General features: G+C 68.1%; 21 protein-coding genes and 1 tRNA gene. 12 read left to right on the forward strand and 10 right to left on the reverse strand.

Annotation, left to right across the window (positions count from 1 at the left end):
- The 4 genes from AC0685_RS00590 to AC0685_RS00605 are packed head-to-tail and all read right to left on the reverse strand — an operon-like array spanning position 1 to position 3,825.
- On the reverse strand, positions 1-792 hold the full coding sequence (locus tag AC0685_RS00590; protein ID WP_478223629.1) for an ABC transporter permease: 792 nt from the start codon (positions 790-792) through the stop codon (positions 1-3).
- On the reverse strand, positions 789-1,760 hold the full coding sequence (locus tag AC0685_RS00595; RefSeq protein ID WP_478223630.1) for an ATP-binding cassette domain-containing protein: 972 nt from the start codon (positions 1,758-1,760) through the stop codon (positions 789-791). Before AC0685_RS00595 ends, AC0685_RS00590 begins: the two co-directional genes overlap by 4 nt.
- A gap of 34 nt (positions 1,761-1,794) precedes the next feature.
- Positions 1,795-2,586, reverse strand: a complete 792-nt coding sequence (locus tag AC0685_RS00600; RefSeq protein ID WP_478223631.1) for a DUF4097 family beta strand repeat-containing protein — start codon at positions 2,584-2,586, stop codon at positions 1,795-1,797.
- A 36-nt stretch (positions 2,587-2,622) separates the two neighbouring features.
- Positions 2,623-3,825, reverse strand: coding sequence for a cytochrome P450 (locus tag AC0685_RS00605; RefSeq protein ID WP_478223632.1), 1,203 nt, complete (start codon positions 3,823-3,825; stop codon positions 2,623-2,625).
- Positions 3,826-4,026: 201 nt separating this feature from the next.
- On the opposite strand from AC0685_RS00605, the gene AC0685_RS00610 reads away from it, so the two are divergent.
- Positions 4,027-4,830 carry a GbsR/MarR family transcriptional regulator gene (locus tag AC0685_RS00610; RefSeq protein WP_478223633.1) on the forward strand — a complete coding sequence of 268 codons (804 nt, stop codon included), beginning with the start codon at positions 4,027-4,029 and terminating at the stop codon, positions 4,828-4,830.
- A 101-nt stretch (positions 4,831-4,931) separates the two neighbouring features.
- Here the strand turns inward: AC0685_RS00610 and AC0685_RS00615 are convergent, their stop codons facing one another.
- Positions 4,932-5,699, reverse strand: a complete 768-nt coding sequence (locus AC0685_RS00615; RefSeq protein ID WP_478223634.1) for an ABC transporter permease — start codon at positions 5,697-5,699, stop codon at positions 4,932-4,934.
- The gene (locus AC0685_RS00620) at positions 5,696-6,433 is read right to left on the reverse strand and encodes an ABC transporter ATP-binding protein (RefSeq protein WP_478223635.1); all 738 of its coding nucleotides are present in this window, start codon (positions 6,431-6,433) and stop codon (positions 5,696-5,698) included. The genes AC0685_RS00615 and AC0685_RS00620 overlap by 4 nt, the downstream gene beginning before the upstream one ends.
- Before the next feature lie 110 nt (positions 6,434-6,543).
- Here AC0685_RS00620 and AC0685_RS00625 point away from each other — a divergent pair, with 110 nt between their 5' ends.
- Positions 6,544-7,647 carry a sensor histidine kinase gene (locus tag AC0685_RS00625; RefSeq protein ID WP_478223636.1) on the forward strand — a complete coding sequence of 368 codons (1,104 nt, stop codon included), beginning with the start codon at positions 6,544-6,546 and terminating at the stop codon, positions 7,645-7,647.
- On the forward strand, positions 7,644-8,288 hold the full coding sequence (locus AC0685_RS00630; RefSeq protein WP_478223637.1) for a response regulator: 645 nt from the start codon (positions 7,644-7,646) through the stop codon (positions 8,286-8,288). Before AC0685_RS00625 ends, AC0685_RS00630 begins: the two co-directional genes overlap by 4 nt.
- A 565-nt stretch (positions 8,289-8,853) precedes the next feature.
- Here the strand turns inward: AC0685_RS00630 and AC0685_RS00635 are convergent.
- Positions 8,854-8,926: transfer RNA gene (locus AC0685_RS00635), tRNA-Lys, on the reverse strand.
- A 99-nt stretch (positions 8,927-9,025) separates the two neighbouring features.
- On the opposite strand from AC0685_RS00635, the gene AC0685_RS00640 reads away from it, so the two are divergent.
- The 3 genes from AC0685_RS00640 to AC0685_RS00650 all read left to right on the forward strand — a co-directional run bounded on the left by AC0685_RS00640 (position 9,026) and on the right by AC0685_RS00650 (position 12,033).
- Positions 9,026-9,565, forward strand: a complete 540-nt coding sequence (locus AC0685_RS00640; RefSeq protein ID WP_478223638.1) for a DinB family protein — start codon at positions 9,026-9,028, stop codon at positions 9,563-9,565.
- Positions 9,566-9,590: 25 nt separating this feature from the next.
- Complete coding sequence (locus tag AC0685_RS00645; RefSeq protein WP_478223639.1) at positions 9,591-10,964, forward strand: nitrosuccinate lyase; 1,374 nt, start codon at positions 9,591-9,593, stop codon at positions 10,962-10,964.
- An 82-nt stretch (positions 10,965-11,046) separates the two neighbouring features.
- Entirely contained in the window at positions 11,047-12,033 is a 987-nt protein-coding gene (locus AC0685_RS00650) for an SCO0930 family lipoprotein (RefSeq protein WP_478223640.1), read from the forward strand.
- A 3-nt stretch (positions 12,034-12,036) separates the two neighbouring features.
- Here AC0685_RS00650 and AC0685_RS00655 read toward each other — a convergent pair whose 3' ends face one another.
- Positions 12,037-12,633, reverse strand: coding sequence for a DUF4383 domain-containing protein (locus tag AC0685_RS00655; protein WP_478223641.1), 597 nt, complete (start codon positions 12,631-12,633; stop codon positions 12,037-12,039).
- Positions 12,634-12,765: 132 nt separating this feature from the next.
- Here AC0685_RS00655 and AC0685_RS00660 point away from each other — a divergent pair, with 132 nt between their 5' ends.
- On the forward strand, positions 12,766-13,662 hold the full coding sequence (locus AC0685_RS00660) for a serine hydrolase (RefSeq protein ID WP_478223642.1): 897 nt from the start codon (positions 12,766-12,768) through the stop codon (positions 13,660-13,662).
- A 45-nt stretch (positions 13,663-13,707) separates the two neighbouring features.
- On the forward strand, positions 13,708-14,547 hold the full coding sequence (locus tag AC0685_RS00665) for an oxygenase MpaB family protein (RefSeq protein ID WP_478223643.1): 840 nt from the start codon (positions 13,708-13,710) through the stop codon (positions 14,545-14,547).
- On the opposite strand, the gene AC0685_RS00670 is transcribed toward AC0685_RS00665, so the two are convergent.
- Together AC0685_RS00670 and AC0685_RS00675 are read right to left on the reverse strand one after the other, a co-directional pair.
- Positions 14,548-15,765, reverse strand: a complete 1,218-nt coding sequence (locus tag AC0685_RS00670) for an alpha/beta hydrolase (protein ID WP_478223644.1) — start codon at positions 15,763-15,765, stop codon at positions 14,548-14,550.
- Positions 15,766-15,889: 124 nt separating this feature from the next.
- Positions 15,890-16,837 (reverse strand): alpha/beta hydrolase, encoded by a 948-nt coding sequence (locus tag AC0685_RS00675; protein WP_478223645.1) that lies wholly within the window; start codon positions 16,835-16,837, stop codon positions 15,890-15,892.
- Between the two features lie 144 nt (positions 16,838-16,981).
- On the opposite strand from AC0685_RS00675, the gene AC0685_RS00680 reads away from it, so the two are divergent.
- The 4 genes from AC0685_RS00680 (at position 16,982) to AC0685_RS00695 (ending at position 21,003) form a co-directional block, all read left to right on the forward strand.
- A complete protein-coding gene (locus AC0685_RS00680; RefSeq protein ID WP_125679026.1) occupies positions 16,982-17,449 on the forward strand; it encodes a MarR family winged helix-turn-helix transcriptional regulator in 468 nt (155 codons plus the stop codon).
- A 27-nt stretch (positions 17,450-17,476) separates the two neighbouring features.
- Positions 17,477-18,325 (forward strand): SAM-dependent methyltransferase, encoded by an 849-nt coding sequence (locus AC0685_RS00685; RefSeq protein WP_478223646.1) that lies wholly within the window; start codon positions 17,477-17,479, stop codon positions 18,323-18,325.
- Between the two features lie 113 nt (positions 18,326-18,438).
- Entirely contained in the window at positions 18,439-18,975 is a 537-nt protein-coding gene (locus AC0685_RS00690; RefSeq protein ID WP_478223647.1) for a PadR family transcriptional regulator, read from the forward strand.
- Positions 18,976-18,984: 9 nt separating this feature from the next.
- Positions 18,985-21,003 carry an oxidoreductase gene (locus tag AC0685_RS00695; protein WP_478223648.1) on the forward strand — a complete coding sequence of 673 codons (2,019 nt, stop codon included), beginning with the start codon at positions 18,985-18,987 and terminating at the stop codon, positions 21,001-21,003.
- The last annotated feature ends 36 nt before the right edge of the window (positions 21,004-21,039 follow it).

Genomic DNA, 21,039 nt, shown 5'->3' on the forward strand with positions numbered 1-21,039 from the left:
TCACCGGGTGGGTTCGCGGTTGTAGAGTTTTTTGGCCCAGACGTATCCGCCGAGGGCGATGACGGCGCTCCAGCCGGCGGCCAGTGCCGCGCTGTTGCCGATAGGGGTGCCCATGAGCAGTCCCCGTAGCGTCTCGATCAGCGGCGTGAAGGGCTGGTAGTCGGCGAACCATTTCAACCCGGCGGGCATGGAATCGGTGGGGACGAATCCGCTGCCCAGCATGGGGAGGATCATCAGCGGCAACGGAAGGTTGCTCGCCGCCGCGACACTCTTGGTGACCATGCCGAGAGCGACGGAGAACCAGGTGAGCGCGAAGGTGATCATCGTCAGGACACCGAAGACGGCGACCCAGTCGAGAGGAGTCGCGGTGGGCCGGAACCCCACCAGCAACGCGACCCCGATCACGATCACCATACTGAGCAGGGCCTGGATCAGGCTGCCGACGACATGACCGGTGAGTACCGAGACGCGGGCGATCGCCATGGTGCGGAAGCGGGCGACGATACCTTCGGTCATGTCGGTGGCGACCGAGATCGCCGTACCTTGTGCGGCGCCGGCGACGGTCATCAGGATGATGCCGGGCGCGACGTAGTTGATGTAGTCGGCCCGGCCGCCGAGCGGGCCGCCGAGCCCGTTGCCGAGGGTGCCGCCGAAGACGTAGACGAACAGCAACAGGAAGATCACCGGCATACCGGCGGTGACGAGCGTCAGCGACGGGTAGCGCCGCATATGGCGCAGCTGGCGCCGCAACATGGTGGAGGAATCGCTGATGGCGTGGGAAACCGTGCTCATCGGGCCATCTCCTTCTGCGCGTTCTCGGTAGTGGTGTTGCCGGTGAGGGCGAAGAAGACGTCGTCGAGATCCGGAGTGTGCACGGACAGCCCGTCGACGACGAGGCGGGCGGAGTCGAGCCAGTCGAGCAGGGTGCGCAGTGTCCGGACTTCACCGTCGTTAGGCACCTGAACACTGAATGCGTCGGCGTTGCGGGACAACACATCCAGCGACCGGGACGCGATGTCGAAGCTGCGCGCGTCGGCGAAGGTCAGGCTGATATGCCCGCCACGGACCCGGCGCTTGAGTTCGGCCGCGGTCCCCTTGGCGACCAGCTTCCCCTGGTAGAGAACGGCGATCTGGTCGGCGAGCTGATCGGCCTCTTCCAGGTATTGGGTGGTGAGGAAGATGGTGACCCCGTCCTCGGCGACGAGCCTGCGGATGATCTCCCACATGGTGCGGCGGCTGCGGGGGTCCAGGCCGGTGGTCGGTTCGTCGAGGAAGATGAACCGCGGCCGCCCGACCAAGGTCATCGCCAGGTCGAGCCGTCGCCGCATCCCGCCGGAGTAGGTCGCCGCGGGCTTCCCGCCGGCCTCGACCAGATCGAATTGTTCGAGCAGCTCGACGACGCGCCGACGACGTTCGCGCCGTGGCAGGCGGTGCAGATCCGCCATCAGCTGCAGGTTTTCCGCACCGGTGAGCAGGCCGTCGACCGCGGAGAACTGGCCGGTGACGCCGATCGACGCGCGGACCGCGTCCGGCTCCTGGACCACGTCGTGGCCGTTCACCCGCATCTCGCCGCCGTCTGCGGTGATCAGCGTGGACAGGATCTGCACCATGGTGGTCTTGCCGGAGCCGTTGGGGCCGAGGAGTGAGAAGATCGTTCCCTCGTCGACTGTGAGGTCGATGCCATCGAGGACGACGTGATCGCCGTACGCCTTACGCAGCCCGGAAACCGCGAGCGCGGGTTGGTTTCGGTTGGTATTCATGTGTTTTCGTTTCTGCTAGCAGGGACCAGAGGATTCAGGTGCGGCGGATCACGATGTCGCCGGAACCGCTGACGGCACGCACCTCGACCGATTTACCGGCCGATGCGCCATCGGGCGTCGCGCCGAGAAGGTCCTTCACCGCGCCGTACTGGGAGCTGGCATTCAGCCGGGCGATGGTGCCTTCGCGGACACCGAGTTCGAGCTGTCCGGTCGAGGTTTCGACGAATACGCTGCCCTGCACCACTTCGCCGATCCGGATGCCGCCGTACCCGGTCTTGGCCTCGACGTCGGCGAGGGCGCGTTCGACAGCGATGTCGCCGTTTTCCGCGGTGGCCAGCAGTCCTCCGGTGACCTCGTTGATTTCGATGTCGCCATTGAGGGTCTTCACGGAGGCCGAGCCATCGATCACCCCGACCCGGATCCCGCCGGCACCGGTGGTCAGCTCGAGGTTTCCGGTCCGGTCGAGGTCGACCTCACCGAAGGAGGTGCGGATCCTGGTGTCACCGAGGCGCCCCTCGCCGCGCAGATTGCCCGCGCCGCTCCCGGTATTCAGCCGGGAACCCTCCGGCAGGTCCACGGTCACCTCGACCGAACCGTTCGTCTTGAGCAGTGAATCAAGGAACTTCCCGGCGGTCCGCACCACCAGGCGCCCGTCGCCGTAGTCGACCTGGGTCTGCTCGACGGCCTTGATGTCGTCCGCGGAACCAGGATCGAGAGGGCTTACCAGGACGTGGGTGTCGGAGCGTTCGCTCGCGGTGATCCGGACACCACCGGCTGCGAGATCGATCGTGGCGTGGATCGGTCCGGGCGTTTCGAACGTGGTCATGTCAATCCTTCTCGCTGTTGGTAAGGGAAACCGGAGCTACCAGGTGACCGGGAGCCGGTGCACGCCGTAAATGTCCATCCCGGCGCGGGTCGGCACCTCCTCGGGCGCCACCGCGAGCCGCAGTTCCGGGAACCGGTCGAAGAGCGCGGGGAACGCGACCTGCATCTCCACTCGCGCCAGCTGCTGGCCGAGGCACTGGTGGATGCCGTGCCCGAACGCCAGATGCCCAGTGGCCGTGCGGCGCAGGTCGAGGGTGTCGGGGTCGGCGAACCGCGTCTGGTCACGGTTGGCCGAGCCGAACGCGAGGGCGACCGTCTCGCCGGCCTTGACGATCTGGCCGTCCAGCTCGATGTCCTCCAGCGCGGTCCGCTGGTTGGAGGGGACGATGGCCAGATAACGCAGCAGCTCTTCGACCGCGCCGTCGACCAGTGCCGGCTCCGCGCGCAGGGCGGCGAGCTGCTCGGGGTGCTGCAGCAACGCGAAGGTGCCCAACGCGAGCATGTTGGCCGTGGTGTCGAAACCGGCGCCGAGCAGCAGTGCGCAGACGTTGGTGAGTTCCTCGTCGGTGAGGTCCTCCGAGGCGAGATCGCTGAGGACGTCGTCGGTCGGCTCGGCACGCTTCGCCTGGATCAGGCCGTACAGGTAGCCACCGAGCTCGCCCATCGCGGCGGCCTGTTCGTCAAGGGAGACGTCGGAGCTGCTCATCACCGCGAGATATCCCCGGAAAGACTCGCGTTCGGCATAGGGAACGCCGAGCAGTTCGCAGATCACCAGCGCGGGGATGGGCTGCGCGAAAGCCTCGACCAGATCAACCGACGGGCCGTTCGCTTCCATCGCGTCCAGGTGCGCGGTGGTGATCTGCTCGACGCGTTCGGTGAGCAGGCGCATCCGCCGGACGGTGAACTTCCCGGTCAGCAGCTTCCGGTAGCGGGTGTGCTCGGGCGCGTCCATCCCGATGAAGTCGCCGGGCTGGGCGGGCGGGAACCCGCCGGCGGCGGCCATCACCCCGGGGTTCGGCCAGTGCATGAGTTCGGACCTGGAGCTGAAACGGGGGTCGGCGAGCACCTTCCGGACCAGCTGGTAGCTGGTGGCCAGCCAGCCGACGTGCCCGTCGGGGAAGACCATCCGGGTCAGCGGCCGCCGCTCGCGCAGCTGGGCCATCTCGGCGGGCGGGTCGAAGGGACACCCCGGCGCGCGGGTGGCGGGCAGTTCAGTCAAGGCGGAGTGGGACTCGGTCATCTTGGGCTCCTTCGCGGACAGAGACGATCAGCAGCCGGTGCCGATCATTCAGAACATGGCGAAGGTTACGTTGCATTCAGTAAATCGTCAAACAGCTATTTCTGAATTATTAGCCTTTTGCAGGTCAGAAGCTTCTTGTGTTGCAACAGACTTGGAGCCTAATGCAACATCGGATCCGAGCATTGTTGCAATGGACTGCGGATGAACGCATACTGGCGGCCACCCCCGCGCTCCGCTCCGCCGGACGGGCCGACCGAACACCAGGAGGCGAACTCGATGCCAGGCAGCAGGCTGAGTCATCAGGACCGCGAACGCATCGCGACCTGGCTGCGCGAAGGACTCAACTACGCCGAGATCGCCAGGCGTCTCAGCCGGCCACGGTCGACCGTCACCAGGGAAGTGATCCGCAACGGTGGCCCCGACGGCTATCGCCCCGATCAAGCGCACCAGGCCACCGAACAGCGTGCGCGCCGAAGCAGGTCGGTCCGGACCCCGGCGGTACCGGTCACCACCGCCCAACCACACGGACGTGACCCCGAAGCGGTGCACGACTTCGAGGAGGAATTGACCACCGTCCTGGTCAGGACCGGATTTCCCCGGATGATGGCCAGGGTGCTCGCCTGCCTCTACACCACGGACAGCGGCAGCATGACCGCGGCCGAACTGGTTCAGCGGCTCGGCGTCAGCCCGGCGTCGGTCTCCACTGCCATCCGCTACCTCGAAGAACAAGAGCACATCAGCCGCGAACGCGACCCCCACCAACGACGCGATCGCTACGTCATCGACGACGACGTCTGGTACCGGTCCATGCTGGCGAGCGCCCAAACCAACGCCATTCTGGCCGAAACCGTAAGGAGAGGCGCCAAAACCCTCGGCGGCACCACACCCGCCGGCACCCGGCTGACCGACACCGGTCAGTTCCTCGAGCGCGTCCATGACGAACTTGTCCGGGCAGCGGAACACTGGCGAGAGGACCATTCGGCGGTACGGGAGCAGAACCTCTAGGTCCCCGAGTCAGCTGGTCGAGCGCCTACGCCGTTTCGGCTGACCGGGCGTCACTTCGAGGTCAACGGTGAGCGCTTGGCCTCGTCACCCGGTGCACCGGCTCAGCTCCAACGGAAGAACGCGGCCGAGACGACTACCCCGAGTACCGTCGCCGCGGCGAGGCTCACCAGGTGGGCCGGCTCGACCGTGTTACCGCCCCATACGGCGGACAGTGCTTCGAAGGTGGCGCCGAACGGGAGCCGTTCTCCTATGTCGGCCAGTGCGTCCGGGAGCGTGTCGCGGCCACCGAACATTCCGCCGAGTGCGCCGAGAGCGAAGAAGGAGATGAGGCCGATCGCCACGGCGGAGTTCGGGGTCGGAGCGATCGCGGCGACGATCATGCCGACCCCGTACAGGGCGGCCATCGCGAGCAGCAGGACGACGATCGTCATACCGGGGCGTGCGGGCGGGCCGGCGTCGAACACGACCGCGGCGACAGCGAACGCGACGCCGATGCCGATGGCCACCTGGAGAACGCTCACCACTACCTGGGCGACGAGCACCATAGCCGGTGACGCCGGCGTTACCGAGAGCCGTCGCAGGATTCCAGAACGCCGGTAGTAGGCCAGGAAACTGGGCATATTGACGATGCCGATGGTGGCCAGGACCATGGTGACCACCAGAGGCAGGACGTAAACGTCGAGCGCGGTGCGGCCGTCCGCCACGACCTGCTCATCGGCCGATGCCGCGTTCATGACGAGGATCAGCAGCGGCAGTCCGATGGGGATGACCAGCCCCGCGGTGTCGCGGGCGACCATCTTGGCCTCGCACCGGATGAGCGCCAGCCATGAGCTGGGACCAGGACGGCGCGCGTCGATCGTGGTGTTCACGGGGTCTCCTCCAGTTGTTTTCCGGTAAGGGCGACAAACGCGTCGTCGAGGGTTTCGGCCCCGGCACGCGTCACGAGCCCGGCGGGCGTCTCGAGCGCCACAACGCGACCACAGTCAAGAAGTGCGACACGATCGCAGAGCCGTTCCACCTCCTCCATCGCGTGGCTCACCAGCAGAACCGCGACACCGTCGTCGCGCAGCTGCTCCACGGCGGTCCACATCTGGCGACGCGCGCGCGGGTCCAGCCCGGTGGTGAGTTCGTCGAGGATCACCACCCGAGGTCGTCCGACCAGGGCCAGCGCGATGGACAACCGTTGCTGCTGACCGCCGGAGAGCTTCTCGAACCGGGTCGAGCGGTGCGCGGTCAGCCCGAGTAGGTCCAGGAGTTCCCCGGCGGGCCTCGGATCCGGGTAGAAGCTGCGGTACAGGCCGATGAGTTCCGCGGCCGTCAGCGCGTGGTGGAGGTAGGACTGCTGGAGCTGCACGCCCAGCACCTGGCGGACCTTTGCGCGATCGCGCCGAGGATCGAGGCCGAGCACGCTGACGCGGCCGCTGTCGGGTGCGCGCAGCCCCGCGATCATTTCCACCAGGGTGGTCTTGCCGGCGCCATTCACGCCGAGAATCCCGAGGACTTCGCCCGGCTCGACGTGCAGGCTCACGTCGTCGATCGCGACCGTGTCGCCGTAGCGCTTCCTGAGGTGTTCGGCGGTGACCGCCGCGGCTGTGTCGACCATATGCCGACGGTAGGCGGGCCGAGCAGGCATTCGCGGGTGCCGGAGGTCAGGAATACGAACCATGACTTTTGGCACCCGATGCCGGTCGGATCAGGCCGTAGAGTGGGTTCATGCGTCGACTCGGTCCGGACGAGTGGTCGGGTCTGGTGATGTTCGTCGTGTCGATGGTCGTCGTCGGCCCGGTACTGGTCGGGGTGAACGAGTCGGCCGTTCCGCGCTTCTGGTGGGTCGTGCTGTTCGCGTTGTTCGTCGCCACCATTCTCATCTCCGTGGGCGCGGTTCCTCCTCTGCGGGTCCGGCGGACCGCCTACGCGACCGCGGTCGTGGCCGGGTGGGGGCTGGTGGCGTCCGCGACGCACTTGGGTCTGCTGCCGGTCCTGCTCGTGGTCGTCGCCGCGGTGAGCGTCTACGTCGTGCCGGCGTGGGCGGGCTTCGCGGTGGTGGGCCTCAACACCGCGGTCATCGCCTCGGTCACAGCGTTGAAGGTGGACGACACCGCCGGCGTGGTGCTCGGTGCCGGCTTCTACGCGCTGATCCAGGTGGCGACCCTGCTCAGCTCACTGGCGTTCCTCCGGGAGCAGCGAATGCGCCGGGAGCTGGCCGAGGCGCACATCGAACTGCGAGCGGTGAGCGTGCTGCTGGCGGAATCGACGCGCACCGCCGAGCGGCTCCGGATCTCCCGCGACCTGCACGACCTTCTCGGCCACCAGCTCACCGTGCTCGCGCTGGAACTCGAAGTGGCCCGCCACCAAGACGGGCAACGGGCCAGGGAACACGTAGAGCGAGCCAACCAGGTAGCCCGCGACCTGCTCGGCAACGTCCGCGCCACCGTCAGCAAGCTGCGCATCGAATTCCCGGACCTCACCACGGCCCTGCGCCGGATCGTGTGCGATCTGCCCGACCTCAAAGTGGCGATCGAGGTCGCGTCCGAGGTGCGGACCAGCGAGGAGCAGACCGCGGCGCTCGTGCGGGCCACACAGGAGATCGTCACCAACACGATCCGGCACGCCGACGCGCGCGAGATGTGGATCGACATCTCGGCAGACGGCGACGCGGTGTGCCTCACCGCCGCGGACGACGGCAACGGCGCGGCCGATCCGGTACTCGGCAACGGATTGCGCGGGCTCGTCGAACGGTTCGAGGCGCTCGGCGGCGAGGTGCGTGTCGACGGCCGGAAAGGGTTCCGGGTCACCGCCCGGATGCCCACGTCGTGACCCGCGTCGTGGTGGTCGACGACCAGACACTGGTACGACAGGGCATCTGCGGACTGCTTGGCCTCGCCGACGTCGATGTCGTCGGCGAGGCCGACGACGGGCAAGCCGCGCTGGAACTCATCGCGGCCCTCGCCCCGGACGTGGTGCTGCTCGACCTGCGAATGCCCCGGTACGACGGGATCTGGACACTTGAGCGCCTTCGCGAACGCGGTCTCGACACGCCGGTCCTCGTGCTCACCACCTTCGACGACGACACGCTCGTGCTGGACGCGCTTCGGGCGGGCGCCCGCGGCTACCTGCTCAAGGACGTCACCCTGGAACAACTGACCCGCGCGGTCCGCACCTTGGCCGAGGGCGGCACGCTCATCGCGCCGTCGATCACCAGCCGCCTGCTGCGCGCGATCCGGTCCGGTCCCCCACCAGCCGGAGCCGACGCACCGCCCGTGCGGGAACTCACCGGGCGCGAGCTGGAGGTGGTGCGGTTGATGGCCGCGGGGTACAACAACCGCGAGATCGCTGGAGCCCTGTTCCTGGCCGAGGGCACGATCAAGAACCATGTGTCGACGATCCTGCTCAAGCTCGGAGCGCGCGACCGCACCAACGCCGTGCTCCGCGCATTGCACGATGGAATCCTGCGCTGACCGATACCCACCCCTCACCGACCATTCACACCGCCCGAAGGTTGTCGTCGAACAGCAGCCATTCGTTGTGGCCACCTCAGGACGTCGCGGGCACAAATAGCGGTCGTACTCCGGCGAACGTCCCGCCAAGCATGGAGCGGATTGGCAGGACCGAGGCGGTCGAAGTTGCCCGGCAGATGCCGCGCCAGCTGCTCGTCAATGAACCCGACCCGGCCGCGAACCCGGCGAAAGCCACCGCTGGTGCAGTCGGAGCGCCACCATATCGCCGAACACGTCCGGTCGAAGCGAGTGGTGTACGAGCGCCGCCCGGTGGCCGCCGGCAGACGGACCCGCCACACGAACACCGCTGCCTGAGACCCTGGAGACCTGTAAAGCCCGATCAAGAAAGGGCACAAACCCGCGACGGTGAAGCACGCCCTCGGATACGCCGTTGCTCGAGTGCTGCAGAGATCTTCCTGTACGGAGCGCTGGGAGAGCCCACCGCGAGCCCACCCAAGATCACGCCGACGACCACATGATCCACAAACAAGAACATCCCCGCTGGTCAGCGGGAATGTCGAGTGAGTGGGCCGCCTGGGGCTCGAACCCAGAACCTACGGATTAAAAGTCCGCAGCTCTACCAATTGAGCTAACGGCCCGTGCGGCCGAGTCTAGTAGACCGCCGTCGGCCACCAGGATGCCGGGGCGGTCGCCGGAGCGCCACGGAATTGTCGGGGGTCTCTGCCATGGTCGAGGGCATGGACACGATCCCCGACGAGAACTACGCGGCCAACTGGGAGGGCGACCGTCCGGAGCCTCCGCGCGTGGCGAGCGAGCGCGAGATCCTGACGTCCACCCTCGACTGGCATCGCCGCACCTTCGAACTGAAGTGCCAGGGGCTGACGCCGGAGCAGATGGCTCTGCGGGCGGTGGAGCCGTCGGACTTGTCGCTGCACGGACTGCTCAGGCACCTCACGGGCACCGAGCGTTGGTGGTTCCGCCTGCAGTTCGCGGGCGAGGACGTCCCGCTGCTCTATTACTCCGACGAGTGGCCTGAGCAGGACTTCGAGGACACCGGCGGCGACGTCGAGGCCGCGTGGGCGGCGTGGCATGAGGAGTGTGCGCGGTCGCGGGAGATCGTGGCGGCCGCGTCGCTCGACGACACGGGAAAGAGCCGCCGTGACGGGGAACCGTTCTCGTTGCGGTGGTTGCTGACGCATCACATCGCCGAGTACGCGCGCCACGCCGGCCACGCTGACCTGCTGCGCGAGCGCATAGACGGGAGGACAGGCCACTGAAACCCTGAAATGCGATGCTGGGGCGATGAACGCCGATCCCGATTCCGGCCTGCTGTCCCCGGTCCGCGCCGGCACGCCCGCCGAGGCGGCGACGGGTGATCTCGCCTGGGTGCGAGCCCTGTTGGACGCGGAGGCGGCGCTCGCCAGGGCGCAGGCCGGCACGGGGCTGATCCCGCGGGCCACCGCCGAGGCGATCACCGAGGCCGCCGCGTCGGTGGAGATCGACGTGGTCGCGTTGGCGAGGGCGGCTCGTGAGACGGCGAACCCGGTCGTGGGGCTGATCAAGGAGCTGACCGAGGCCGCCGGGACGGAGTACGTCCATCGCGGCTCCACCAGCCAGGACATCTTCGACACCGCGATGATGCTGGTCGCCGCGCGGACACGGGCGCTACTGGTCGCGGATCTCGAGGCGACGGCGGACGCGCTGGCGGAACTTGCCCGCGCGCATCGCGACACGATCATGGCCGGGCGCACCCTCACCGCCCACGCGGTCCCCACCACGTTCGGGCTCAAGGCGGCGGGCTGGCGTCAGATGACGCTCGACGCGCTCGACAGGCTGAATCGTGTCGTCCTGCCGGTCTCGCTCGGTGGCGCGGCGGGCACGAGGGCCGCGTACGCCGAGTACGCGCGCCTCGCCGACCTGCCCGACGGCTATCCGCAGCGGCTCCAGACGGCCTTCGCCGAGGAGACCGGTCTCGCCGAGAGCACGCTCCCCTGGCACACGCTCCGCACCCCGACGGCCGACCTCGCGGCCGGACTCGCGTTCACGGCCGCCGCGCTCGGGAAGATCGCGGTCGACGTCCAGTTCCTGACGCGCACCGAGGTCGGGGAGGTCACCGAACCGGCGGGCGAGGGCCGGGGCGGCTCCTCGGCGATGCCGCACAAGCGCAATCCGGTGCTCGCGACGCTGATCCGGTCGGCCGCGCTCCAGGTCCCGGTGCTGGCCACCGGCGTCACCCAGGCCCTGGTCTCCGAGGACGAACGATCCGCGGGCGCGTGGCACGCCGAGTGGCAACTGCTGCGCGAATGCCTGCGCCTGACCGGCGGCGCCGCGCACACGGCCGCCGAGCTCGCCCGCGGCCTGGTGGTCAACGACGAACGCATACGCGAGAACCTCGGCCTCACGCACGGCCAGATCGTCTCCGAGCGTCTGTCGACGGTGCTCGCGCCGCTGCTCGGCAAGGCACGGGCCAAGGAAGTCCTGGGACGCGCGTCCAAACTCGCGCTGGAACAGGACAAGGCGCTCGGCGAGGTTCTTTCCGGCCTGCCCGAGATAACCGGAGTCCTCCCCACGGATTCCCTCGCCGACCTGCTGGATCCGGCGAACTACACCGGGTCGGCCGGGGTGCTCACCGACGCCGCCCTGGAGGCACGCGAAGAAAATCCGAAAACTCCTTGAACCGGTCCCGCGCCGGGTCCGTGTAGGGGGTACAAGCTCACCGCGCCAAGCCGCGGAACCCCTACGAACAAGGAGAAATCCCATGCTTCGCAAGCGTTTCGTCGTCGCAGCGGCGTCCGCGGCCGTGGGCCTGGTCGCGCTGTCGGCCTGCTCCGGCGGCACCGAGACGGCGGCGCCGGCCGTCGCTCCCGCCGCCGCGGTGGCCGGGGCGGGAGGGAGCGCCCCCGCGGCCAAGGGTGAGACCAAGGTGGCCGTGGCCGAAGCCGGTGATCTCGGCCAGGTTCTCGTCGACAAGGACGGGTTCACCTTGTACCGCTTCGACAAGGACAGCGCGAAGCCGCCGAAGTCCAATTGCGACGGTGACTGCGCGAAGACCTGGCCGCCGATGCTGGCCGAGGGCGAAGTCCAGCTCGAGGGCGTGGATCAGGCGCTGGTCGGCGAAGTGACCCGCGCCGACGGACGCAAGCAGGTCACCGTCGGTGGCTGGGCGCTTTACCGCTACGCCAAGGACACCAAGGCGGGCGAGGCGAAGGGACAGGGCGTCGGCGGCACTTGGTTCGCCGCGAACGCCAAGGGCGGCAAGGCGGGCCAGGCGGCCAAGGAGACCGAGGCGGCTCCGGCCGAACAAAAGGACGGCACCACGAAGCTGGTCGCGAGCAACGTCGACGGCATCGGACCGGCCATTGTGGACAAGGACGGCTTCACCCTCTACATGTTCACCAAGGACAAGAAGAACAAGCAGCCGACCTGCAACGGTGACTGCGCGAAGACCTGGCCGCCGGTGCTCGCCGAGGGCGACGTCCAGCTCGAAGGCATCGACCAGAAGCTGCTCGGCACGGTGAAGCGCGCGGACGGCACCACGCAGGTCACCGTCGGCGGATGGGCCGTCTACCGCTACGCCAAGGACGCGAACGCCGGTGAGGCGAACGGGCACGGCGTCGGCGGCACCTGGTTCGTCATCGAGCCCGCCGGCTGCAAGAGCACCGCGCCGGTGAAGAACAAGGCCGCGCAGAGCGGGAACGCCGCCCCCAAGAAGGACGACGCTCCCGCCCAGGAGTACGGCTACTGAGACCTAGTGGGCGAGGCCCGGCGGTCGCTCTTCACGAGCGACGGTCGGGCCTTTTTCATGCTTCGGCCGTCGCGAGCCGTCCGGAAGGGGGTCGACGACCGTGGCGCTGTCGGCCCGGTCCGTCACCACGTTCTCCTCTTCGTCCTCCGGCAGCAGCACCTTGTGCCGCGCGGGCAGGAACGCGATCAGCAGCCCGAGAGCGGCGAGGCCGAGGTGCAGCCAGTTGTCCGTCGCGTTGAGGTTGAACGGGTTCCCCGCCTCTGAGACCGGGTTCGTGGATACGGTCCCGGTGATCATGAGGCCCCAGACGAACAGCGCCCCGAAGACGACGAACGTCAGGAGACCGAAGGCCCGGGACCGGCCCGAGCCGAAGGTCAGCAGCAGACCGATCGCGCCCAGCAGGACGAAACCGAGGTTGTAAAGCGGGTTCACCGAGAATCCGAGCACGGTCGCATCGCTGCGGCCGGCGAAATCGGCGAACCCGGTCCTGGTGAAGCCCACGATTCCGAACACCAGGAAGGCCAGGCTCGACAGCCCGGCGAGAACCTGCGCGGGCTGGACACCCGCGGTCCGGATACGAGCGCGTTGTGCACGTGCCATTGCTCCGCCTCCCAGAGTTGGCGACCTGATTTCAGGCTTGGGCGCCGGATACCCCGGGGTCCTCCCGGGCAAACCGAGGCGTCCGAACGGCCTAGCCGTGAACACGAACGGGTGATGCGGTCAACAATTCGTGTGGGCAAAGCAAGTGGGGTCTTCCTTCTGGTGGGGCTGTGCCTGGGAGCCATCGTCGCGATGGTGCTGCTTCCGCCGCACCGTCCCGGCCCGGCGGCGGTCGCTGCCGCCGCGTCAAGGGACACGGTGATCACCCTCGAAGCGGAACCGGAACCGGTCGAATCCCCGGCTCCGTCCTCCTCGGCGGCGCCAGGGCCACCGCCGAAGTCCGTCGACACCGAGGCACTCCCAGGCCTCGTCCCCGGCGGGCAGGTGAGCGTGGTCGTCTACGACCGCACCGCCAAGAAGACCACGGTCTCCGTCAAAGCGGACCGGCCGTACACCTCGGCTTCCCTGGTGAAGCTCCTCATCGCACTGGAAGCGCTTCAAGCGGGCACACCGGCGAGCACCGTGCAGCGGATGCTGTCGGCCAGCGACGACGACATCGCCAGCAGGCTGTGGACGGCCTTCGGCGGACCCGCCATCGTCACCCGTTGGGCGGGCAAGATCGGCCTCGGCGGCACGCGTCCTCCCGAGGATCCCGGCCGCTGGGGCGACACCCGGATCACCGCGGCGGACGTCGCGAAGATCTACCGCTATCTGCTGGACCAGGCGGGCGCGGGAACGCGGACGACGATCATGCGGGCGTTGAGCGGTGCGACGGAGAGCGGTTCCGACGGTGTCCGGCAGTACTTCGGCATCCCGGACGCCGTCGGTTCCCTTCGCTGGTCGATCAAGCAGGGCTGGGCGTGCTGCCGCGGCTCGCGGATCCTGCACAGCTCCGGCACCGTCGGCGAAGACGATCGCCACATCGTCGTCGTCCTGACGTCCCAACCGGTGTCGACCACCTACACCGGCGCCGGCAAGCGGATGACCGAGGTGGTGAAAGCGCTTCGACCGGCTATTGACGACCTGTAAACAAGGTGGGACAGTGGCCGCACGCCACTCTCTCGGGAGGTCGTCATGAGCACCGAAGCCCGCCTGCCCGCCGTGGCCCCGCTCGGCCCGGATTCCGTCGCCTGGCGAGTGGTCGGCGACCGGAGACTGCTACTCGGCGCGGGGACGGCGTTGCTGCTGCAGGTCGCGCATCCGGTGGTCGGCGCCGGCGTCCACGACCATTCGAACTACACCGAAGACCCGTGGGGCCGCCTCGACCGGACCATCGATTCCTTGCTGTGCCAGGTTTTCGGCGGCCGGGAAGCGACCGCGGAGGCCGAACGGCTCCGCGAGCTGCACAAGGCGATCAAGGGCATCGACCATCACGGCGAGCGCTATCACGCGCTGAACCCCGAGGCCTACTGGTGGGTGCACGGATCGACGTTCTGGACGACGGTCCGCATACAGGAGGTGTTCATACATCCCTTGTCCCACAACGAAAAGCGTCACTTCTACGCGGAATGGCGACGCCTGGGCCTGCTGCTCGGCCTCCGCGAGCACCACATGCCCGAGGACCTGGAAGGATTCGACGCCTATTTCGACGACGTGGTCGCGAACCGGCTCGAGGACAACCACACGGTCCGGGAGCTGCTCCACTCGATCACCATGCGGGACACGCCACCGCCGCCGTGGTGGTTCCTGCCGGAGGCCTTGTGGCGCCCCGTCCGGCCGGCGGGCGGGAACGTGCTGACCCTGTGCGCGATCGGCCTGCTCCCTCAGCCCCTGCGTGATCGCTTGAGTCTCAAGTGGATGGACGCGGACGAGCGCCGACTCCGGCGCCTTGGCGCGGTCATGAAGGTGGCCGGGAACCGCGTTCCCGACCGGCTTCGGTTGTACCCCAAGGCTTATCGCGCCAAGCGCGGTTAGCTACTCGACGACGTCGACCAGCGCGCCCTTGGCGCCGGTGTTCGGCAGCGGCCACGGCTTGACTCCGCCGCTGCCGACGATCTTCTTGTCCTGCGGCGCGCTCGGCGGCGCGGTGCGCGCGCCGATCCACGCCAGGACGTCCGGGATCTGCGTCTTGAAGGTGTTCATGTTGTGCCCGGCGTCCGGGATCCGCCAAGTGGACAGCGTCGCGGGCGCGCGGACGGCGGACTGGAGCTGGTCGAGCGAGAAACTCTCGAAGCTTTCCTTCTCCCCCGCGATCGCGAGGATGTCGACCGGTGACGGGTGCTTCTGCAGGTTCACCGTGATCGTGTTCGCGTCGACGATGTCCTGCCTGCCCTTGAAGAGGTTCTCCGTCTCGGCGTCCACCGAAGCCTTGTAGTAGCCGCTGACGCTCGCCGCCTGGCCGTACCACTGCGGATGCCTGGTCACCAGGTTCATCGCGCAGTAGCCGCCCGAGGACCAGCCCGCCATCGTCCACGCCTTCCGCTGCGTACTCGCGCCGAGCTTCTCGATCGCCCAGTCGCGGATGTCGGCGGTCAGGTAGGTGTCGTTGGGGGCGCCGTTGACTTCGTCGACGCATTCGGTGTCGTGGCCGACCTTCGGTTTCCCGGTCGGGTCCGGGATGATCACCAGGGTCGGCGGGAGCACGTGCTTCGCGATCGCTTCGTCGAGCCTGCCCGGCATCCCGTACGGGCCGGTGACCACTTCCGGACCGGACGGATAATTCGGGATCCATTCGATGACCGGGAATTTGAGTGACCGGTACGCGGGATCGTAGTACTGGGGCGGAAAATACACCGAGACGTCGCGCGTGAGGCCGGTGCGTTTGCCGGTCACCGTCATGTGCACGACGGAACCCTTGCCCTCCTTGGCCCGCATCGCCCCGGCGTCACGCAGTTTGTCGAGGTCCGAGCCGTTCTCGCCGGCGACGGCGTCGACGTTTTCCGCCGAGTACACACCGGTGCCGAACAGGGCGCCGACCGTCGGGAAGAACCCGCCGATCATGTTCCCGCCCATCCCGGTGCTGACCACGATCAGCACCACCGCGACGAGGATCGTGCCACTGCGGCCGAGCACCTTGCGGCGCCAGCGTTCCCAGAAGAACGGTACGGCGATGATCGCGAGCAGGGTCAGCACCACGACGATGACCAGGTTCAGTGTGGAATCGAGCCGGATGGCACTCAGTCCCAGTCCCATGGCGATCGTGTCCCTCTCCGGCGGCGGCACGCCCCCGCACCGCACTTCCCACATCTGGATCAAGAGACGTGCGACCACCGGAAAGTGTTGTCCAGGGTGACGCGTGTCACCCTGGACAAATCGCTCAGCCTTCGAGTGCGGTGCGCAGCACCCCGATCGCCTGCGAAATCGCGGCTTCCGCGGCGTGCGTTCCGCGCAACGTGTTGAGCATGACGAAGTCGTGCACGATGCCCTGGTACCGCACGGCGATCACCGGAACTCCGGCCTGACGCAGCTTGGCGGCGTACGCCTCGCCTTCGTCGCGCAGGACGTCGGCCTCGGCGGTGATCACGAGCGCGGGCGGCAGGTCCGCGAGCTCGTCGAGGCTCGCCCGCAGCGGCGAAGCGGTGATTTCCGCGCGCTGCGCCGGATCGGTCGTGTATTGGTCCCAGAACCACTTCATGCCGTCGAGGGCGAGGAAGTACCCCTCGGCGAACCGCCGGTAGGACTCGGTGCCGAAGTTCGCGTCGGTGACCGGGTAGAAGAGCACCTGCTGCCGGAAGGTGACGTCGCCGCGCTGCTTCGCGAGCAGGGTGAGCGCGGCGGTCATGTTGCCGCCGACGGAATCGCCGGCGATCGCGATCCTCGTGCCGTCGAGCCCGTTTTCGGCGCCGTGCTCGGCGACCCACTTCGCCACGGCGTAGTTCTGCTCGATGGCGACCGGGTAGCGCGCCTCCGGCGAGCGGTCGTATTCGGGGAAGACGACGGCCGCGCCCGCGCCGACGGCGAGCTCGCGGACCAGGCGCTCGTGGGTGTGGAAGTTGCCGAAGACCCAGCCGGCGCCGTGGATGTAGACGATCACGGGCAGCGGGCCGGTCACGCCCTGGGGCCGGACGATGCGGACCTCGACGCCGTCCACGTGCGTGGTCTCGACGTCCGCGGCGGGCAGCTCGACGACGCCGCCCTGGACCTCGTCGACGGCCTTGCGTCCTTCCTCCGGCGGCAGCTGGAAGAGGAATGGCGGGGTGGCGGTGGTCTCGACGAAAGCCTGCGCGGCCGGTTCGAGGGCCAGGTTGTGCGGGTTGGCGGTCATTTCTGCCTCCTGGGTTCCAAAGTCGACGCAGCAAAAGTAGCTCGCAACTTAGTTGTGCACAACTAAAATGTACTCAAGGAGATTTGGCTCACTCGAGTGGCGATCTGCGGCATGATCGACGCACCATGGGGACGAGGAGGACCGATGCCGACGGACAACACCGGATCGCTGTGCCTGGACGATCAGCTGTGCTTCGGGCTCTACGCGGCATCGCGGGCCGTGACCGCGCTCTATCGCGTCGTGCTCGACGATCTGGGCCTGACCTATCCGCAATACCTGGTGATGCTCGCGCTCTGGGAGGAGGACGAGCGGCTGGTCAAGGAACTCGGCACCGTGCTGAACCTCGACTCCGGCACGCTGTCGCCGCTGCTCAAGCGGCTGGAGAAGTCCGGACTGGTCGAGCGCGTCCGCCAAGCCGACGACGAACGGTCCGTCCGCATCAGCCTGACCGGGGACGGCGCCCGGCTCCGGGAACGCGCGAGCGGGATCCCGAAGATCATCGGTGACGCGATGGGCCTCGACGCGGCCGGTCTCGCCCGCACCCGCGCGGAGCTCGATCGCTTGACCGAATCCGTGAACGCCTATCGCGAGGCCTACGTCCCGGCCGGTTAGCATGGGATTTCCGGCGCGGACAAAGGGATGACGATGATCGATCACGACGCGGCGCTCAGGGCCGTCGAGAACAGCTTGGACCGGCCGTCCGCGGCCCGGGTCTACGACTACTTCATCGGCGGCGACACCCACTACGCCATCGACCGCAATTTCGCCGAGAAGGTGCGTGAGCGCCTGCCGCTCATGGGCGACTACTGCAAGACCAGCAGGCAGTTCCTCGGCCGCGCCGTGCGACACTGCGCCGAACAGGGCATCCGCCAGTTCGTCGACATCGGCTCCGGCCTGCCGACGGCGGGCAACGTGCACGAGGTCGCCGACGAGGCGCGACCGCAGGAGGACACGCACGTCCTCTACATCGACAACGAGCCGATCGCGCTCGCGCATTCGACGCTGCTGCTCGCCGACACCGCGGACCCCGACCGTCACCACGCGATCGCCGCCGACCTGTTCGACCCCGAAGACCTCTGGAACCGGGTGATGGACTCCGGCATCATCGACGTCCGGGAGCCGATCGCGCTGGTGGTCAACGCGGTCATGCACTTCATCAAGGACGAGCAGGACCCCGACGGGCTGCTGGACTTCTACCGCGACCGGCTCGCGCCGGGTTCGCTGCTGGTGCTTTCGCAGATGACCAACGAGAATCCGGCCAGCGACGAGGAACGGCAGGCGCTGCTCGACATCCTCGAGTACTACGAGACCACGACGAACCCCGGTTTCCTGCGCACCATGGACGAGTTCCGGCGGTTCTTCGGCGGCTGGCCGCTGCTGGAGCCGGGCCTGGTCTACGCGCCGGCGTGGCACCCGGACGAGAAGACCCTCTTCGCCGCGAACCCCTCGGAGTCCCGCGTCATCGGGGGTATCGCCCGCAAGCCGTAGCTTTCCCGCGTGAAGGCCCCTTTCCCTCGGCTGGGCCGAGGGAAAGGGGCCTTCACGCGCTTTGTGACCCACGTCGCCTTGCAGTGCAACTAGGTGCATATGAAACTAGGTGCATGGCACTGGAGCACGCGATCCTGGTTTCACTGTCCGAGCGGTCCGGCTCGGGCTACGAGCTGACGCGGCGCTTCGAGAAGTCCATCGGGCTGTGGTGGAGCGCCACCCACCAGCAGATCTACCGCGTCCTCAAGCGGATGGAGGACGCGGGCTGGGTCGCCGTCGCCCCGGTCGCGCAGTCCGGGAAACCCGACAAGAAGGTCTACACCGTCGGCGACGCGGGGCGGGCCGAACTCGCCCGCTGGCTCGCCGAACCCGATCCGTCGGCCACCGCCAGGGAACTCGCCGTGAAGATCCGCGGCGCCACCCTCGGCGATCCGGCCGCCGTCGCCGCCGAGGTCACCCGGCATCGCGACGCGCACGCGGCACAGCTCGACGCGTACCTGCTGATCGAGAAGCGCGACTTCCCCGACCCCAGCGTCCTCAGTGGACAGTCGTTGCATCAGTTCCTCGTGCTGCGCGGAGGAATCCGAACCGAACAGGGCCACGTCGAGTGGCTCGAGGAAGTCCTCCGGGCATTCCACCACGACGCGTAAGGACCAGCGATGAGCCCGTACCCGAACCTGCTGTCCCCCCTCGACCTCGGCTTCACCACCCTGCGCAACAGGGTGATCATGGGTTCGATGCACACCGGCCTCGAGGACAAGGAAGCGCATTTCCCGCAACTGGCCGAGTACTACGCCGAACGCGCCCGCGGCGGGGTCGGGCTGATCGTCACCGGCGGCTTCGCCCCGAACCGGACCGGCTGGCTCCTGCCGCTGGCGTCGAAGCTCTCGACGCGTGCGGAAGCCAAGGCGCACAAGCGACTCACCGATCCCGTCCACGAGGCGGGCGGCAAGATCGCGCTGCAGATCCTGCACGCGGGCAGGTATTCCTACCACCCGCTGAGCGTTTCCGCGTCGGGCATCAAGGCGCCGATCAACCCCTTCAAACCGCGGGCCCTTTCCGGGTACGGCGTGCTGCGCCAGATCCGCGCGTTCGCCGATTGTGCCTTCCTCGCCAAGGAAGCGGGCTACGACGGCGTCGAGATCATGGGCTCCGAGGGCTACTTCATCAACCAGTTCCTCGCCGAGCGGACCAACAAGCGCACCGACAAATGGGGCGGCAGCCCGGAAAACCGCCGAAGGATCGCCGTCGAGATCGTGCGCCGCACGCGGGAGGCGGTCGGCGAGGACTTCGTCATCATCTATCGACTGTCCATGTTGGACCTCGTCGAAGGCGGACAGCGCTGGGAAGACGTCGTCGCGCTGGCCAAGGAGGTCGAAGAGGCGGGCGCGACGATCATCAACACCGGCATCGGCTGGCACGAGGCGAGGGTGCCCACGATCGTGACGTCCGTGCCGCGGGCGGCGTTCACCTGGGTGACCGGCAAGCTCAAGCCGCACGTCGGGATCCCGGTGGTCACGTCGAACCGGATCAACATGCCCGAGGTCGCCGAGGAGGCGCTGGCGAGCGGCGACGCGGACCTGGTGTCGATGGCGCGGCCGTTCCTCGCCGACCCGGAATGGATCCGCAAGGCCGAGAGCGGGCGCGAGGACGAGATCAACACCTGCATCGCCTGCAACCAGGCCTGTCTCGACCACGCGTTCAAGCGGAAACTGGTGTCCTGCATGGTTAATCCGCGTGCGGGCCACGAGACCACGCTGACGCTTTCACCCACGCGCAAGACCAAACGCGTCGCCGTCGTCGGCGCTGGTCCCGCCGGGCTCGCGGCCGCGACCGGCCTGGCCGAACGCGGGCACACGGTCGAACTGTTCGAAGCCGACGACGAGATCGGCGGCCAGTTCGGGATCGCGCGGAAGATCCCGGGCAAGGAGGAGTTCGCGGAGACCATCCGCTACTACACGCGACGACTGGAGGTCACCGGCGTCAAGGTGCGCCTCGGCACGCGCGTGGCCGCCGCCGATCTGATCGACGCCGGGTTCGACGAGGTCGTGCTGGCCACCGGCGTGACGCCGAGGGTGCCGTCGCTCCCCGGTATCGACCACCCCAAGGTTCTGTCCTATGTGGACGTCGTGCGGCACGGGAAACCGGTAGGCGGCAAGGTCGCCGTGATCGGCGCGGGCGGGATCGGCGTGGACGTCAGCGAGTTCCTGACGCACACCACCTCCCCCGCGCTCGATCTCGACGCCTGGATGGCCGAATGGGGCGTCACCGATCCCGAGCGGGCGGCGGGCGGGCTGACCGAGCGGAAGGTCGAGCCGTCACCGCGGCAGGTCTTCCTCCTGCAACGCAAGAAGTCCGGCATCGGCGCGGGACTGGGCAAGACCAGCGGGTGGGTGCACCGGGCCGCGCTGAAGGCCAAACGCGTCGAGCAGCTCACCGGGGTCACCTACGACCGGATCGACGACGACGGCCTGCACATCACCGTCGGTGACCGGCCGCGCGTGCTCGATGTGGACAACGTCGTCGTCTGCGCGGGCCAGGAGCCGGTGCGCGACCTCGTGGACGACCTGCGCGCGGCCGGACTGCCGGTGCACCTGATCGGCGGCGCCGACGTCGCGGCCGAACTGGACGCCAAACGCGCCATCGATCAGGGAACCCGCCTCGCCGCCGTTCTCTGACGAGTGGCCTCGTAGATGGCAGGATGAACCCTTGTG

The organism is Amycolatopsis sp. NPDC043889 (genome assembly GCF_056435645.1).

Bases quoted from the DNA above. Each gene is read 5' to 3' on its own strand.
- AC0685_RS00695 (WP_478223648.1), top strand. From the start codon at position 18,985: ATGAGCCCGTACCCGAACCTGCTGTCCCCCCTCGACCTCGGCTTCACC.
- AC0685_RS00600 (WP_478223631.1), bottom strand. From the start codon at position 2,586: ATGACCACGTTCGAAACGCCCGGACCGATCCACGCCACGATCGATCTC.
- AC0685_RS00625 (WP_478223636.1), top strand. From the start codon at position 6,544: ATGCGTCGACTCGGTCCGGACGAGTGGTCGGGTCTGGTGATGTTCGTC.
- AC0685_RS00640 (WP_478223638.1), top strand. From the start codon at position 9,026: ATGGACACGATCCCCGACGAGAACTACGCGGCCAACTGGGAGGGCGAC.
- AC0685_RS00645 (WP_478223639.1), top strand. From the start codon at position 9,591: ATGAACGCCGATCCCGATTCCGGCCTGCTGTCCCCGGTCCGCGCCGGC.
- AC0685_RS00605 (WP_478223632.1), bottom strand. From the start codon at position 3,825: ATGACCGAGTCCCACTCCGCCTTGACTGAACTGCCCGCCACCCGCGCG.
- AC0685_RS00590 (WP_478223629.1), bottom strand. From the start codon at position 792: ATGAGCACGGTTTCCCACGCCATCAGCGATTCCTCCACCATGTTGCGG.
- AC0685_RS00685 (WP_478223646.1), top strand. From the start codon at position 17,477: ATGACGATGATCGATCACGACGCGGCGCTCAGGGCCGTCGAGAACAGC.
- AC0685_RS00680 (WP_125679026.1), top strand. From the start codon at position 16,982: ATGCCGACGGACAACACCGGATCGCTGTGCCTGGACGATCAGCTGTGC.
- AC0685_RS00610 (WP_478223633.1), top strand. From the start codon at position 4,027: ATGAACGCATACTGGCGGCCACCCCCGCGCTCCGCTCCGCCGGACGGG.
- AC0685_RS00690 (WP_478223647.1), top strand. From the start codon at position 18,439: ATGGCACTGGAGCACGCGATCCTGGTTTCACTGTCCGAGCGGTCCGGC.
- AC0685_RS00670 (WP_478223644.1), bottom strand. From the start codon at position 15,765: ATGGGACTGGGACTGAGTGCCATCCGGCTCGATTCCACACTGAACCTG.
- AC0685_RS00675 (WP_478223645.1), bottom strand. From the start codon at position 16,837: ATGACCGCCAACCCGCACAACCTGGCCCTCGAACCGGCCGCGCAGGCT.
- AC0685_RS00595 (WP_478223630.1), bottom strand. From the start codon at position 1,760: ATGAATACCAACCGAAACCAACCCGCGCTCGCGGTTTCCGGGCTGCGT.
- AC0685_RS00650 (WP_478223640.1), top strand. From the start codon at position 11,047: ATGCTTCGCAAGCGTTTCGTCGTCGCAGCGGCGTCCGCGGCCGTGGGC.
- AC0685_RS00665 (WP_478223643.1), top strand. From the start codon at position 13,708: ATGAGCACCGAAGCCCGCCTGCCCGCCGTGGCCCCGCTCGGCCCGGAT.
- AC0685_RS00620 (WP_478223635.1), bottom strand. From the start codon at position 6,433: ATGGTCGACACAGCCGCGGCGGTCACCGCCGAACACCTCAGGAAGCGC.
- AC0685_RS00655 (WP_478223641.1), bottom strand. From the start codon at position 12,633: ATGGCACGTGCACAACGCGCTCGTATCCGGACCGCGGGTGTCCAGCCC.